This window comes from Sorangium sp. So ce406, assembly GCF_051474675.1.
Classification (GTDB): domain Bacteria; phylum Myxococcota_A; class Polyangia; order Polyangiales; family Polyangiaceae; genus Sorangium; species Sorangium cellulosum_G.
The window spans coordinates 2,517,422-2,531,861 of sequence record NZ_CP150340.1; the positions used below are offsets into that span (position 1 = coordinate 2,517,422).

Here is a 14,440-nt window from a genome sequence, read left to right on the forward strand (position 1 = left end):
GGGGCTACGCGCGCGCCGCGAGGTGCCGCTCGATGTGGTCGATCGCCGTCGCGACGCCGTCCTCGCCGCGGATCTTGCGCCCGAGCTCCGCGGCGCGCTGCTGGACGCCGGCGTCGGTCGCGGCGGTCCGGATCGCGGCCGCGAGCGCGTCGGCGGTGAGGCGTGGCCGCGGGATCGCGCGCGGACCGACGCCGAGCTCCTCGACGCGGCGCCCCCAGAAGAGCTGGTCCCCGAGGTGCGGGACGACCACCGCGGGCCGCCCGGCGCGCAGGCACGCGGCCACGGTGCCTGCGCCCCCGTGGATCACCGCCGCGGCGACCCGCGGATAGAGCCAGTCGTGCGGCGCGGCGTCGATCCGGAGGAGGGTGTCGGGCAGCGTCATGTCGCCGAGCCCGGCCCAGCCGGAGAGCAGGACGGCGCGCTGGCCGCTCCGCGCGACAGCGTCGACGAGGAGCCTTGTCGTGGCGCCGGGATCGTGGGACGTCATGCTGCCGAAGCCGAGGGCGATCGGCGGCTCTCCCGCCGCGAGGAACCGCTCGAGGGCCTCGGGCGGCCGGTAATCTTCGCCCTCGTCGAGGAACCAGTAGCCCGTCGTGTGGTAGCTGGGCGGCCAGTCCGGCGGGTGCGGGACGACGTGGGCGCTGTAGCCGTGGACGACCAGCATGCGGCGCAGCGCGGCCATGTATGCCCGACGATCCTGCGGCGGCAGGCCGAGCCGCTGCCGCACGCGGGCCGTCACGGCGCCGTACCAGCGCCACACCGTCGGCTCGATCAGGAGCTTGCCGAACAGGAGGTTGAGCAGGCTGTCGCGGCGCGGGAAGGGCGCGGCGACCGCGGTGGGCCCGTGGCGCGTCGCCAGGATCGAGGGCTGGAACGGGATGCTGACCTGCGCCGCGCCGGAGGCCTCGGCGATGGAGGCCGCGTAGGTGTCCGAGGTGAAGCTGCTCAGGATGAGCTCGGCGCCCTCGCACGCGCGCAGGGCGTCGTCGGCCATCTCCGCGCCGAAGCGATCGATGAGCCGCTGCAGGATCCGCGACTGGGCCATGGGGTCCGTGCCGCGCGACACCCACTCCCTCCCGAGGTCGCTTTCCATGACCTCGACCATGTCGACGCTCCCCGGGATCGCCGTGAGCCCGTGCCCCTCGATCCAGCGCTGAAAGCTCTTGCCGGCGAGGACGCGGACCGCGTGACCGCGGGCCGCGAGCGCCTTGCCGAGCGCGATCGCGGGCTGGACGTCGCCCCGGGTGCCCAGGGCGAGGATGGTGGTCTTCATGCTGGTTCGAGGGTCAGAGCGATTTCCAGGACGCCTCGCCCGACGGCAGCTTCGGCGGCTCGATCGACAGGATGTAATCGACGCGGCGGTTGCGCGGCTCGTCCACCTGGTCGGCGGTCTTCACGATCGGCGACGACTCGCCGAGCCCCTCGTACGCGACCGGGAGCTTCAGGCCGCGGCCCTTGAACCAGGCGGCGATCGCGCGGGCGCGCTTCCGCGACAGGGCGAGGTTGTGCTCGACGCCGCCGACAGTGTCCGTGTGGCCGACGATGAACAGCGTGATCTTGCCGAGCTCCCGGGCCTTCGCGGCCACCTCGGAGATGCGCTGGAGGCTCGCCTCCAGCTTGGGCACCTCGGGGGCGCGGATGACGTCGGAGTTGGTCTCGAACTGCACCTCCTCGTGGGGGATGCTCACGTTCCAGGGGATGATCGCGATGCCGGCCCAGTAACCCTCGGTGTCGTGGCCGTACACCTCGATGCGCCCGACGGTCTCGTCGCTCGAGGGCGACCACGTCACGACGAGCGGCGTGCCGGCGGCGGCCCCGCCGAACGGCTTCTCCTCCTCGGCGAGGACGGTGCCCGACTGGCCGAGGACCTTGATGCGCACCTTGCTCGCGGCGCGCGACAGCTTGACCTCGATCTGGCGGCCCTTCAGGTCGACCCTGGAGCGATCGATGGTCACCTCCAGCGCGGGCCTGGCCTGGGCGCCCGGCGCGGGCGCGGGGCCGTCGCCCCGCGCGGCGGCGGGGGCGAGCAGGGAGGCGGCGAGGAGCAGGGCCGGGAGATGGCGCATGGAGGACCTCATCGCGGGAGGGGGAGGGAAGTGAGGGAAGACGGGGACGAGTATACCACCGGGCGACCGGCGTCACAGCGACGCGTGCCGCGGTGGCGGGCGCGCGCGGGATCCCGTAGTGTCCGCGGGCGTCGAGGGGTCATCCGGCGGGAATCACGCGGGAATCACGGCGCTCCGGGGCACATGGCGGTTACCATTTTCGATCTCTTCAAGATCGGCATCGGCCCGAGCAGCTCGCACACGGTCGGTCCGATGCGCGCGGCGCGCATGTTCGCGGTGGATCTCGACGAGGCGGGGCTGCTCGGCCGCGTCGCGGCCGTCCAGGTGGAGCTGTTCGGCTCGCTCGGCGCGACCGGCCGCGGCCACGGCAGCGACAAGGCGGTGATCCTCGGGCTCCTGGGCGAGACGCCGGACGGCGTGGACGTCGAGCGCGCCGGCGAGATCGTCGACGGCGTGCGGCGGAGCGGCCGCCTCTCCCTGCTCTCCCGGCGCGAGATCGGCTTCCAGGTGAAAGGGCATCTCGCGTTCCTGCACCGGAGTCTGCCGTTTCATCCGAACGGCATGCGCTTCACGGCGCTCGACGAGGAGGGCGCGCCGCTGCGCGTGCGCGTGTATTACTCGGTAGGCGGCGGCTTCGTGGTGAACGAGGCCGCGGCGAAGGGCGAGAGTCCGATCGGGGAGGACAGGACGCCGCTGCCGTATCCGTTCCACAGCGCGGCGGAGCTGCTCGCGGTGTGCGCGGCGAGCGGCCTGTCGATCAGCCAGGTCATGCTGGAGAACGAGAAGGTCTTCCGCCCCGAGGCGGAGATCCGGGCGGGGCTCCTGCGGATCTGGGAGGTGATGCAGGCGTGCGTGCGGCGCGGCTTCCGGACCGAGGGCGTGCTGCCCGGCGGCCTCAAGGTGACGCGCCGCGCCCCGGCCCTGTATCGCAAGCTCATCGAGAGCCCCGAGGCGGGGCTGCGGGATCCGCTGACGGCGATCGACTGGGTGAGCCTCTACGCGCTCGCGGTGAGCGAGGAGAACGCCGCCGGGGGCCGCGTCGTGACGGCGCCGACCAACGGCGCGGCGGGCATCATCCCGGCGGTCCTGCACTATTACCGGCGCTTCGTGCCGACGTCGACGGACGAGGGCGTCCTCCGGTTCCTGCTGACGGCGGGCGCGATAGGCATTCTTTACAAGGAGAACGCGTCGATCAGCGGCGCGGAGGTGGGGTGTCAGGGCGAGGTGGGCTCCGCGTGCTCGATGGCCGCGGGCGCGCTGGCCGAGGGGCTGGGCGGCACGCCGGCGCAGGTGGAGAACGCGGCCGAGATCGCGATGGAGCACAACCTCGGGCTCACGTGCGATCCGGTTGGCGGGCTCGTCCAGGTGCCGTGCATCGAGCGCAACGCGATGGCGGCGATCAAGGCGATCAGCGCCGCGCGCATGGCGCTGCACGGGGACGGGGCGCATTTCGTGAGCCTCGACAAGGTGATCAAGACGATGCGCGACACCGGCGCAGACATGGAGTCGAAGTACAAGGAGACGGCGCGCGGCGGCCTCGCGGTGAACGTGGTCGAGGTGCCGCTCGAGGTCGGGGTCCACCTGCCGGAGTGCTAGCGTCGCGCGTCAGGCAAGGGCGAAGCGCGCCAGTCGCGGCGCGATCTTGCTGGCGGGCCGTGGCGCCTCGCGCGTGACGCTGCCAGGCCCGCCGCGCTCGGCCCGCCGCGCTCGCCTTGTGAGCGTTTCGCCGTTCGCTTAGCCTCATGGAATGCGGAGCTCTCTCGTCCCGGCCGTGGCGCTCGCGACGCTCTTTCTCGGATGTGCCGATCTCCTGGGGATCGAGGACGTGACCCTGGACCCGGGGTCGGGCACCGGCGGGAGCGGTGGGAGCGGCGGGAGCGGTGGCGCCGGCGGTAGCGGTGGAGCCGGCGGCAGCGGTGGGAGCGGCGGTAGCGGTGGAGCCGGCGGCAGCGGCGGCGCCGGCGGCAGCGGTGGAGCCGGCGACCCGAGCGCGCCCACGACGCCGGTGCCGCGGTTGCCGGTGCAGGACAGCGCTGTCGGATCCATGCTCGTGCCCGGCTCCAGGAGACCCACCTTCGTCTGGGAGCCCTCGAGAGCGCCTGACGGAGGCAGCATCGAGTACACCATCGAGCTCAGCCAGGACCCGTCGTTCGCCGCGGGCATCGACGCGGCGACGACGGCGGCGACGCGCTGGCAGCCGGACGCCGACCTCGAAGGGTCCGCGGCGCCCCCCGTGGGCAGCCGCGTCTACTGGCGAGTCCGCGCGTGCGCGGAGGGCGCCTGCTCCGAGCCGTCGGCCGTGCGATGGATCAACGTAGGGCGGGGTCACCACGACCTGAACGGCGACGGGGCCGACGACGTCCTCGTGGGGGCGAGCGATTTCCTGCCCCCGGAGTTCGACGGCTACTACCCCTGCGGAGGCGCCTACGTCTTTCTGGGTGGAACGGGCGACGGCTTCGACGCGAAGGCGGATGGCGTGCTGGTCGGTCTCAGCATGGAACGTCGGCCCATCGAGACGGCCCACGTGGGGAGCGCCGTTGCGACCGCCGACGTGAACGGGGATGGCTTCGCCGACGCCGTGCTCGGGGGGTCGTCTCACGCCGATTTCAGGGGCCTGGTCCTCGTGATGCCCGGGAGCTCGGCCGATCCAGGGACGTGGCCCCCGGTCCAGCCGATCACGGAGCCTGTCCGGATGAAAGAGCGCCTGTTTGGCGCCGCGCTGACCTCGGGCGACATCAATGCAGATGGCTACGCCGATCTGGTGATCGGCACGCCAGGAAGCGGGTACGACGGGGGCGAGCCCGGGAGCGCCTACGTGCTCCTGGGCGGAGCCGGGAGCCTCGATCCCGCCGCAGACGCCAAATTCGTGGGGGTGCAAGACTCGAGCGCGTTCGGCGCATCGCTCGCGTCGGCAGACTTCAATGGTGACGGATTCTCGGACATCGCCGTCGGAGCGCCCGGCGGCCACCGCGTCTACGTGCATTTCGGCTCGTCCGGCCCGATCGATACAGTACCTGAGGGCCTGCTCGTCGGCGAGGGCGAGTTCGGACGATCGGTGAGCGCAGGGGATGTCGACGGAGACGGGTTCGCCGACCTGCTCGTGGGCGATCCGACGAGCAGCACGGCCTCCCTGTTCCTCGGCGGACCGGGAGCGGCGTTCGAGACGACGGCCGATCTGACGCTCCAGGGGGAAGGTTCGTCCGATCGTTTCGGACAGGCGGTGTCCGCGGGGGACCTGGACGGCGATGGCTTCGCCGAGATGCTCGTGGGCGCGCCCGAGATCTATCCAGGCGGCAAGCTGTACGTGTACCGCGGCAGCGCGCGCCCCGACGCGGAGCCGGACGCCGCGAGCATCGGGCGGTCCGGCGACAAGGCAGGGACGCGCATCTCGCGCGCCGGCGACTTCAACCGCGATGGGCTCGGTGACATCGTCGTGGGGTTCGCCAGGGGCCCGAGCATGCGCGTGTTCCTCGGCGGAAACCTCAGCGACGACCCGCAGGCCTCCCTCGCTGGCGCGGGCGGCGACAGCACCGAGAAATTCGGATCGTCGGTGTCGCCGTAGCTGCGCAGCGCGGGCGTCGACCCGGCGTCAGGTGAGCACGGGCGTCAGGTCCGGGTCGCCCTTGGCCATCGCCCGCCGATACGCGGGCCGCGCGCCGATGCGCTGAAGATAGGCGAGTATGCTGGGATAAGGCGCGAGATCCACCGGATGGAACAGCCGCATCGTGGTGAGCGAGAAGACGCTCATGATGTCGGCTGCGGTGAACTCGCTCCCTGCCAGATGGTCGGTCTGCCCGAGGCGCGCTTCGATCAGCGCGAGCACCTGGTCCAGTCGTCCCTGCACCGACGTCAGAGCCGGATGATCCGGCCCGAGGCCGCACCGTCCCACGATCATCGCGCGGAGCATCACCGGCTGGAGGTTGCCGTTGGAAAAATGAAACCAGTAGAGGTAGGAGGCGAAATCGGGATGATCCGGCCCATGTCGCAGACGGCCGCGACCGTACCGGGCAAGGATGAACTCGACGATCGCGGCCGACTCGGCCAGCAACAACCCGTCGACCTCGATGAGCGGGGCCGCGCCGAGCGGATGCAGCGCCTTCAGCTCCGGCGGCGACAGGCGCGTGACGGGATCGCGCGTGTATTTCTCGAGATCGTAGGGAACGCCGAGCTCTTCACAGAGCCAGAGGATCCGCTCCGACTGGGAGTGACCGAGGTGATGGATCTTCAGCATGGAGCCTTCCTTGCGAGGAGCGTGGAGACAAGCGCACTCAGCTCAGCGACGTCCAGCAGAGGTGGACGAAGGCGAGTGACGCCGAGCTGCGCGACCTCTGAATCGTAGCGCCGCCGGATCGCCCCGGAACCGCAACCGCGCGCTCGGACGCCGCAACCCGCGGCGCGACGCCCCTCGGTGAAGGGGCGCTAGCGACGACGGCGCAGCTCCGAGGGCAGCACGCCGAATCGATCTCGGAAGCGCTCCGCGAACCGAGATGGCGAGTCGTAGCCGGATTGCTCGGCGACGATGGCGAGCGGTCGCTCGGTTGTCCAGAGAAGCATGAGCGCATGATCCATCCGGATCTCGAGCAGCAGCTGCTGGAACCCCGTGCCCTCTCGGCGCAACTGGCGCTGTAGCGTGTCGTCGCTCATCCCCAGTCGCCGGGCGACGTCCGGCAGTCGCCACGGGTGGGCGGGGCGCTCGCCGAGCATTCGCTTCAGCCGGAGACGAACATCGGTGGCGGCGACGAAGGGGTCGATGCCCGCCTCGCCGAGCCATGCGACGAGCTCGAGGAGGCGGGAGCGCTGGACGGCCGCGGGAAGGCCTCGCTCGAACGCCTCCAGACAACGGGTCAACGCCGCGTCGAGCTCTTCGTGCTCGGCGACGCGCAGCTTGCGGACCTCCTGGCGCTCGCGCGCTTCCGCGCGAGGCGGCAGGTAGCGCGCGAGCTCGAAAGACAGGATGACGCCTTCCGCCTCGTAGGCCCCCTGCGCCGGTACATTGCGCACGTCGATCCGGGTACCCGCGGGCACGTAGAGCAGCTCTCCCGGCCGCGCCGCGAGGGACTCGTCCGCGCGGCGGAGCTGCTTCTGGCCCTGCAGGACGCGCACGATCGCCGGAGAGCCCCACTCCACGTCCGCGAAGAGAAGATCCGTCTCCGTCTGCCTCACGCGCAGCGGCGACCCGTGGCCGACCCTCGCCTCGGCCACGCGCGGCCGTGCCAGCCGTGCTCTGGCGTTCGCGTCCGTCGATCGGGCTCGTGACCGCGTCATCCAGGCTCGCCTTCGGGTGACTGTGTGACGTCGTTCAGCATGACGAGCGATGTTACCATTTGGACGGACGGCTGGGATGCACGGGTCGACATGCCCGTCGACTTCATCGACCAGTTCGTCAACGCGCCCTGGCTGCGCGTTGTTCGCGCGGGTGGTCGAGACGACTGGCGGCTTTCATGACGTCCAAAGTACAATCCGCAGATCCCTGATCAGAACCAACAAGTCCAACGAGCTCACCCGCTCGTCTGGTATTGTCCACCCCACGCGGGAGACGAGATCAATGGACAACGACAAGCCCCAGAACCCCACTCCTTCCCTCACGGATCTGGTGGGCGCGATGGCGGCGGCCCAGGCCGCGCAGGAGCCGGTCTTCCTCGGCCGCCTCCGCGGGCACTTCGGCGCCGACCCCCGCGCCCTCCCCGTCGTCGCCGAGGAGTTCCCGCCCTCGGACCACCCGAACTTCCAGCTCGCCATCGAGACCCACCTCCGCGACGGCGGGTTCACCTCCGAGCTGCTCGGCGTCTCCGGCGGCGACATGTTCCGCGGGGTGAGCCTCCCCGATCTCGTCTCGCCGCCTCCGGCGATACCCGGGGTCGGCGGGGCGCCGCCCTCGCTGGGGCCCGTGCAGTACCGCAACGTCCGCCTCGACGAGGAGCGCGTCATCGCCTGCGTCGCCGGCGGCATCTACCTCCTCGGCCACGGGGACGAGCGCTTCGCGCTGCTGGTGCGCGGCCCGAACGACGCCGGGTTCCGGCGCCAGCAGCTCACCGTCGAGGTGATGGCGAGGGACAACGAGCGCGCCCAGCGCCTCCTCGCCGAGCTCCGCGTCCTGATGCGCCGGCTCAACGTCTACCGCAGCCGCGTGGTCACCCTGAGCGAGGCCACCGACGTGTTCCCGGCCGCGACCAAGATCGAGCTCCAGAGCCTCCCGCGGATCGCGCGCGAATCGCTCATCCTGCCCGAGGCGCTGCTCGCGCGGCTCGAGCGGTCGACCATCGGCTTCTCCCGGCACAGAGAGTCCCTGCTCGCCTCGGGGCGACACCTGAAGCGCGGGCTGCTCCTCTACGGTCCCCCGGGCACCGGCAAGACCCTCACCGCGATGTACCTGGCGAGCCAGATGCAGGAGCGCACCACCCTGCTCCTCACCGGCCTCGGGGTGAAGCTCCTCAAGGAGGCCTGCGCGATGGCGCGGTCGCTCCAGCCGTCGCTCGTGGTGCTCGAGGACGTCGATATCATCGCCCAGGACCGCGAGAGCACGGACTCGAGCTGTCGCTCCCCGCTGCTCTTCGATCTCCTGAACCAGATGGACGGCCTCGCCGAGGACACCGACGTGATCTTCCTCTTGACCACCAACCGCCCGCAGGCCCTGGAGCCCGCGCTGGCGGCGCGGCCGGGGCGGATCGATCTCGCCGTGGAGGTCCCGCTGCCGGACGCCGACTGCCGGCGGCGGCTGCTCGCGCTCTACGGCCGCGGTCTCTCGCTCAGGGGCGACGACCTCGCGCCGCTCATCGCGCGAACCGAGGGGGTGAGCGCGGCGTTCATCCGCGAGCTCCTGAGGCGGGCGGCGCTGTTCGCGGCCGACGCGGGGCGCGGCACCGCGGTCGCCGAGGAGGACCTCAAGGAGGCGTTGCACGAGCTCCTCGTCGACGGGGGGCCGCTCACCCGGAGCCTCCTCGGCGCTCAGGCCCACCGCCCCTCGTGATCACCCCCAGCCGCCCGCCGGCGCGTACGAGCCCTGCTGCGGGAAGTCAGGCCGGTGAGCGGACCGCCATGACGCCAGGGGCGCCAGGAAATCAGGGGAAATAGAAGGATGAGCGCCGCGCCGAGAGCCTGCCCGTGACGAAGACGCTCACCTTCTTGCACACATCGCCCGTGCACATCGCCACCTTCGATCGGCTGCTGGCCGAGATGGCCCCGACGATCCCCGCGAGGCACGTGGTGGACGAGGACCTCCTGCGCGACGCCCGCGCCTCGGGCCTCACCCCCGAGGTGACTCGCCGCATCGACCAGGCGATCCTGAGCGCCATGGCCGGCGGCTCCGCCGTGGTCCTCTGCACCTGCTCGACGATCGGCGGGTGCGCCGAGCGCGCCGGCCGGTCGGCCGGCCATCCGGTCCTCCGCGTCGATCGCGCGATGGCGGAGCGCGCCGTCGCCGCAGGCGGGCGTATCCTCGTCGCCGCGACGCTGGCCAGCACCATCGCGCCGACGCGCGAGCTCCTCCTCGAGGTGGCCCACCAGGCCGGGAGGACCCTCGCGATCACCGAGGCGCTCTTCGAGGACGCATGGCCGCACTTCGAGCGCGGCGATCACGCGGGTTATCGCCAGGCGATCGCCGCGAGGCTGCGCGACGCGGCGCCGACGGCCGACGCGATCGTCCTGGCGCAGGCCTCCATGGCCGCCGCCGCCGCCTCGTGCCCCGACCTGCCTGTTCCCGTCTTCAGCAGCCCACGTCCGGGGCTCGAGGCGGCCATCCGGGCATACCGCGCCTCGGCGTAGCCGTCACGTCACGTCCTCGGTGGCGAGCCCGGGAGTCTGCGGCTCGGGGCATCGATGAAGATCGGTGAGCCACGATCGAGCGCCTCTCTGGCGAGCGACGTCCAGTCCGTGAAGCTCGCGATTCGACGCGTGCCACACTTTTGGAGCCGAGCGGTGACGCCATCGCTGTTGCTGCAATTGTTCAAGTCGCGCGCTGTTTTCTCGCGCACGGCGGCACCACGCGCCCCCGTGCGCCGGTGTCCAGGTGGTATGTTCCCCCCATGAGAGCGCTTTCCCTGACCGGATCTTTGGCACTGCTCACGATGACGGCGACCCTCGCCGCCGGTTGCTCTGGATCTTCCGACGACGCTGGCACCGGCGGTTCGGGGGGATCCGGCGGTCTGCCGAGCGCGAGCAGCGCGACGGGCGGCGGCGCGGCCAGCAGCGGCGGCACCACGGCAGGAACGGGCGGCACCGGCGCGACCAGCGGCAGCACCAGCGGCGCGAGCAGCAGCACCAGCACCACGGCAGGAACGGGCGGCGGCAGCGCGAGCAGCAGCAGCGGCGCCGGCGGGACCGCGAACCCGGGCTCCGAGCTCGGCAATGGCACCATGGAGGGCTCCGGCAGATCGAGCGAGCGGTACGAGACGGGCCTCGTCTCGCGCGACGACACGCCGTACGTGCTCATCACCAACGGCTGGGGCCCCGGCTTCGACAGCCACACCATCTCGTGGGAAGGCACGTCGTTCACGGTGGAGAGCATGAGCGGCGCGGCCGGCTCGATGGGGCAGCCCGCCTCGTACCCGACCGTCTTTTGTGGCCGCTACTCGGTGATGGAGGTGCCAGACTGCGGCCTGCCGGCGCCGAGCGCATCCATCACGAGCCTACGCACCGGCTGGCGCTGGGCCAAGAATGGCAACGAGGGCGAGTACAACGCCGCGTACGACATCTGGATGGGCAACGGCACGCGGCTCCAGGGCTACCTCATGGTGTGGCTGCGCGATCCGCCGAGCTTTCAGCCCGCCGGGCAGCCGAACCCCGCGCACCAGGGCGTGACGGTCGCGAACGTCCCCGGCACGTGGAACATCTGGAACGGCATGGTGAACGGCCTGCCGATCGTGAACTGGGTGCGCGCCGAGGGGAACGACAGCTACGAGATCGAGTTCGACGTGATGGACTTCGTGCGCGACGCGCAGACGCGCGGCCTCAGCGTGCCCGGCGACCAGGTGAACGCGGTCGCCGTCGGCTTCGAGATCTGGGAAGGCCCGATCACGAACCTGAAGAGCCTCGATTTCTACGTTGACGTGAACTGACGTGAGCTGACGTGCGCTGACCCGCGCAGGCAGAGGGGTCGCGGAGGGCGGGGGACAGGAAACCCGCAGGGATACGATGAGACATGGGTCGAGGGCGTTCGCTGGGTGGACGTGCGCTGGGGCGTGCGTGACGCTGCTGGCAGCGGCGGTGGGGTGTGGAGAGCCCGTGATTGCAGGGGACGACCCGGGCGCAGCAGCGTCCTCGGATTCAGGCATGTGGCCAAGGACGGTCACCTTGACGTCGAAGACTGTCGGGTCCGGCGAGCACGTGCGCCTTGCCGACGGGACCGTGTCGGATGCCGGAGACCTCGGTGTCCAGTGGGCGATGGTGATCTCTCTCCGGTCGGCTGCGGCCGAGTCGATCTGCGAGAGAGGGACGTCCTTCGCGGCGCTGGCGGACATCCCGACCGACGTGGCTGGCTGCTCGAGCTGGAGCCCGATCGCCTACCTGAGCGCGACAACAATCCATGAGAGCGACGAGTCGTACCGCATCGGATTGGGGCTCTTGGTGTGGGACGCCGAGCGCGCTGCGCTCTACCGGCTCCGGGTGCTGGGGGATTCGTATGACGCGACCGCTGGTGCGACAGCCACATTCGAGTACGAGCCAGTGCCTTGACCGGCGCCGTCGGCGGTCGCGTCGAACCGTGGGCCCGTTCGGGCCCGGCGCCGCCGCCGGCCGCATTGGACATCCGGTAGGAGAGCGGGCACCGTGGCCGCCATGAAGGTCTTCGTTACAGGGGGTTCGGGGTTCATCGGAGGCCACCTCATCGAGGGGCTCGTGCGCGCCGGCCACGAGGTGAGCGCGCTGGCTCGCTCCGCGAAGAGCGCGGACGTGGTGCGGCGGTACGGCGCGACGCCGGTCGCGGCCGACCTCGGGACGCTCAAGGCCGAGGACCTGATGGGCGCCGAGGCCGCGGTGCATTGCGCCGCGTACGTCGAGGAGTGGGGGACGCGCGCGCAGTTCTGGGAGGGCAACGTGGAGGGCACGGCGCGCGTGATCGAGGCGGCGCGCGCGGCCGGGGTGCGCCGGCTCGTCCACGTCGGCACCGAGGCGGCGCTCTTCGACGGCCACGATCTCGTCGAGGTCGACGAGGCGCACCCGTACCCGGAGAGGCAGCGCTTCCTGTACCCGGAGACGAAGGCCGAGGCGGAGCGGCGCGCGCTCGCCGCGAACGACCCCGGCGGCATGACCACCGTGTCCATCCGCCCGCGCCTCGTCTGGGGCCCGCGGGACGCGACCGTGCTGCCCCTGGTGCTGCGCATGGCGCGGGAGGGGAGCTTCGCCTGGATCGACGGCGGCCGCGCGCGGACGTCGACCACCCACGTCGCGAACCTCGTGCACGCGCTGCTGCTCGCGCTGGAGCGCGGCCAGGGCGGGCGCGCGTATTTCGTCGCGGACGACGGCGCGCGCTCGATGCGCGAGTTCCTGAGCGCGCTGGCGCGCACGCAGGGCGTGGAGCTGCCCGGGCGCAGCGTGCCGAGCGCCGTCGCCCTGCCGCTCGCGACCGCGATCGAGGGGGCGTGGCGCCTCCTCGGCGTCCGCCGGACGCCGCCGATGACCCGCTTCGCCGTCGCCATGATGTCGCGCACCGTGACCGTGCGGACCGACCGCGCCCGCGCCGAGCTCGGGTATGCCCCCGTCCTCGGCGTGGACGAGGGCCTGGCGGCGCTCGCGGCGGCGCGCTGACGGGGAGCCGCGGCCGGGAGGCCCGGCGGCGCACAGCGGCGGTGTCCGCTGGAGCGCGGCCGCCCGCTCGCGTGTCGCGCGCCGCGCTCGACGTGGGCAGGGCCACGCGCTGCGGCTTCGTGGCGTGTCTCGGCGCGTCCACGTCTGCCAGTCTGCTGGTAGGGTGGTGAGCTGATGCCGCGACCGCCGGCATGACGTAGCCTCTTCCCCGGGCGCCACGTGAGCGCCCGGCCGACCCCGACAGGCGCTGAGCCGAGGAGACCCACGTGAGCGCTCGCATCCCGCTTCCGCCTTTCCCCAGAGGCTGGTTCCAGGTGGCCTCCTCGGAGGAGCTGTCCACGGGCGGCCCGCTCCCGCTCCGCTGCTTCGGGCGGGATCTGGTGCTGTTCCGGACCCAGGACGGCCAGGCCCGCGTCCTCGACGCCCACTGCCCGCACATGGGCGCCCACCTCGGGATCGGAGGCCGCGTCGAGCAGAACGGCATCCGGTGTCCGTTCCACGGATGGGTGATCTCCGGCGAGGGCGCGTGCGTGCACATCCCGTACGCGGACACGATCCCTCCGAAGGCGAGGGTCCGCGCCTGGGAGACGCGGGAGCTCGACGGCACGATCCTGGTCCACCACGCGATCGGCGGCGAGCCCCCTGCCTTCGAGATACCGCCGCTCGCCGAGGCGCGCTCGACGGAGTGGTCGATGGACACGACCCGGCGCTGGAGGATCCGGACGCACGTCCAGGAGACGCTCGAGAACATCGTGGATCCGGCCCATTTCGTCACCGTACACAGCATGCCGGAGCCGCCTCGTACGGAGGTCGAGGTCGAGGGCCACATCATTCGATCCCGGTCGGCGGTGAAGCAGCGAGGCCCGGGCGGGCGGGTGGTCGACGGCACGATCACCTGGGAGGGCCACGGCATGGGCTACGGGACGATCCGCTTCACCGGCATCGTCGAGCTCCTCTTCGTGAACACCGTCACCCCGGTGGACGACGAGCTCGTCGACGTGCGTGTCGCGTTCTGGCTGCGCAAGGACGGCGCGCAGCGCCTGGGCCAGGCCCTGGCCGCGGAGGTCTGCCGGCAGATCGAGGAGGATATCCCGATCTGGGAGAACAAGATCTATCGCCCTCAGCCCGTCCTGTGTGCCGGCGAGAAGACCATCATGACGTTCCGCAAGTGGAGCAGCCAGTTCCTCTGAGCCACGCGGGGCGAGGGCGCGACTCCAATTCACGCTGACCGCCGCGGCGGCGGGCTCGGCGCTCGTGGCGCGCGGCGCGGCGAGCCGCGCGAAAGCACGCGATAGATGGATCGAGCCGTGCTGCGGCGATGCCCGGACGACGGCGCTCGTGGGCATTGCCGCGCCGCGGCGGCGGGCTCAGCGCCCGCGCCGCCATTGCGGCCGACATCGATGGATGAGGCGAGCCATCGAGCCAATATGCCCGCGCGCCGGCATGGATGGCCAGCCGACCTCGTGGTCGGCGCCTTGACCGTGCGTGAGCCAGAAATCATTGTAGGACGGTCGAGTGCTTCCGGCGTGACCGCACCTCGCTTCGAGCGACGGTGGAGACGGTAGGGCGGTAGGGGCCGCACCACAGAAGCAACGGTTTCAGGGGCTCGATCAAGGCAAGCTCCCGCAGCAGCC

The 14,440-nt window shown here is 71.6% G+C and carries 13 protein-coding genes; 9 read left to right on the forward strand and 4 right to left on the reverse strand.

Annotated elements, in window-relative coordinates; translation table 11 throughout:
• Window positions 1–4 precede the first annotated feature (4 nt).
• Both WME96_RS09435 and WME96_RS09440 read right to left on the reverse strand, forming a co-directional pair.
• On the reverse strand, window positions 5–1,273 hold the full coding sequence (locus WME96_RS09435) for a glycosyltransferase (protein WP_437289812.1): 1,269 nt from the start codon (window positions 1,271–1,273) through the stop codon (window positions 5–7).
• Window positions 1,274–1,286: 13 nt separating this feature from the next.
• Window positions 1,287–2,066, reverse strand: a complete 780-nt coding sequence (locus tag WME96_RS09440; RefSeq protein ID WP_437289813.1) for an OmpA family protein — start codon at window positions 2,064–2,066, stop codon at window positions 1,287–1,289.
• Window positions 2,067–2,249: 183 nt separating this feature from the next.
• On the opposite strand from WME96_RS09440, the gene WME96_RS09445 reads away from it, so the two are divergent.
• On the forward strand, window positions 2,250–3,662 hold the full coding sequence (locus WME96_RS09445; RefSeq protein WP_437289814.1) for an L-serine ammonia-lyase: 1,413 nt from the start codon (window positions 2,250–2,252) through the stop codon (window positions 3,660–3,662).
• Window positions 3,663–3,813: 151 nt separating this feature from the next.
• Window positions 3,814–5,628, forward strand: a complete 1,815-nt coding sequence (locus tag WME96_RS09450) for an FG-GAP-like repeat-containing protein (protein ID WP_437289815.1) — start codon at window positions 3,814–3,816, stop codon at window positions 5,626–5,628.
• Between the two features lie 27 nt (window positions 5,629–5,655).
• Here WME96_RS09450 and WME96_RS09455 read toward each other — a convergent pair whose 3' ends face one another.
• Window positions 5,656–6,297, reverse strand: coding sequence for a glutathione S-transferase family protein (locus tag WME96_RS09455; RefSeq protein WP_437289816.1), 642 nt, complete (start codon window positions 6,295–6,297; stop codon window positions 5,656–5,658).
• A gap of 188 nt (window positions 6,298–6,485) precedes the next feature.
• A complete protein-coding gene (locus WME96_RS09460; RefSeq protein WP_437289817.1) occupies window positions 6,486–7,091 on the reverse strand; it encodes a helix-turn-helix transcriptional regulator in 606 nt (201 codons plus the stop codon).
• Between the two features lie 264 nt (window positions 7,092–7,355).
• Between WME96_RS09460 and WME96_RS09465 the strand changes: the two genes are divergently transcribed.
• The 7 genes from WME96_RS09465 to WME96_RS09495 all read left to right on the forward strand — a co-directional run bounded on the left by WME96_RS09465 (window position 7,356) and on the right by WME96_RS09495 (window position 13,996).
• On the forward strand, window positions 7,356–7,511 hold the full coding sequence (locus WME96_RS09465) for a hypothetical protein (RefSeq protein ID WP_437289818.1): 156 nt from the start codon (window positions 7,356–7,358) through the stop codon (window positions 7,509–7,511).
• A gap of 100 nt (window positions 7,512–7,611) precedes the next feature.
• Window positions 7,612–9,033, forward strand: coding sequence for an AAA family ATPase (locus WME96_RS09470; RefSeq protein WP_437289819.1), 1,422 nt, complete (start codon window positions 7,612–7,614; stop codon window positions 9,031–9,033).
• Between the two features lie 134 nt (window positions 9,034–9,167).
• A complete protein-coding gene (locus WME96_RS09475) occupies window positions 9,168–9,827 on the forward strand; it encodes an aspartate/glutamate racemase family protein (protein WP_437289820.1) in 660 nt (219 codons plus the stop codon).
• Window positions 9,828–10,087: 260 nt separating this feature from the next.
• Entirely contained in the window at window positions 10,088–11,119 is a 1,032-nt protein-coding gene (locus WME96_RS09480; protein WP_437289821.1) for a GH12 family glycosyl hydrolase domain-containing protein, read from the forward strand.
• A 235-nt stretch (window positions 11,120–11,354) separates the two neighbouring features.
• The gene (locus WME96_RS09485) at window positions 11,355–11,735 is read left to right on the forward strand and encodes a hypothetical protein (protein WP_437289822.1); all 381 of its coding nucleotides are present in this window, start codon (window positions 11,355–11,357) and stop codon (window positions 11,733–11,735) included.
• A gap of 102 nt (window positions 11,736–11,837) precedes the next feature.
• Window positions 11,838–12,806: an NAD-dependent epimerase/dehydratase family protein gene (locus tag WME96_RS09490; protein WP_437292295.1), complete on the forward strand. Its 969-nt coding sequence runs from the start codon at window positions 11,838–11,840 to the stop codon at window positions 12,804–12,806.
• A gap of 266 nt (window positions 12,807–13,072) precedes the next feature.
• Window positions 13,073–13,996: a Rieske 2Fe-2S domain-containing protein gene (locus WME96_RS09495; protein ID WP_437289823.1), complete on the forward strand. Its 924-nt coding sequence runs from the start codon at window positions 13,073–13,075 to the stop codon at window positions 13,994–13,996.
• The last annotated feature ends 444 nt before the right edge of the window (window positions 13,997–14,440 follow it).

Bases quoted from the DNA above. Each gene is read 5' to 3' on its own strand.
- WME96_RS09455 (WP_437289816.1), bottom strand. From the start codon at position 6,297: ATGCTGAAGATCCATCACCTCGGTCACTCCCAGTCGGAGCGGATCCTC.
- WME96_RS09470 (WP_437289819.1), top strand. From the start codon at position 7,612: ATGGACAACGACAAGCCCCAGAACCCCACTCCTTCCCTCACGGATCTG.
- WME96_RS09440 (WP_437289813.1), bottom strand. From the start codon at position 2,066: ATGCGCCATCTCCCGGCCCTGCTCCTCGCCGCCTCCCTGCTCGCCCCC.
- WME96_RS09435 (WP_437289812.1), bottom strand. From the start codon at position 1,273: ATGAAGACCACCATCCTCGCCCTGGGCACCCGGGGCGACGTCCAGCCC.
- WME96_RS09480 (WP_437289821.1), top strand. From the start codon at position 10,088: ATGAGAGCGCTTTCCCTGACCGGATCTTTGGCACTGCTCACGATGACG.
- WME96_RS09445 (WP_437289814.1), top strand. From the start codon at position 2,250: ATGGCGGTTACCATTTTCGATCTCTTCAAGATCGGCATCGGCCCGAGC.
- WME96_RS09490 (WP_437292295.1), top strand. From the start codon at position 11,838: ATGAAGGTCTTCGTTACAGGGGGTTCGGGGTTCATCGGAGGCCACCTC.
- WME96_RS09450 (WP_437289815.1), top strand. From the start codon at position 3,814: ATGCGGAGCTCTCTCGTCCCGGCCGTGGCGCTCGCGACGCTCTTTCTC.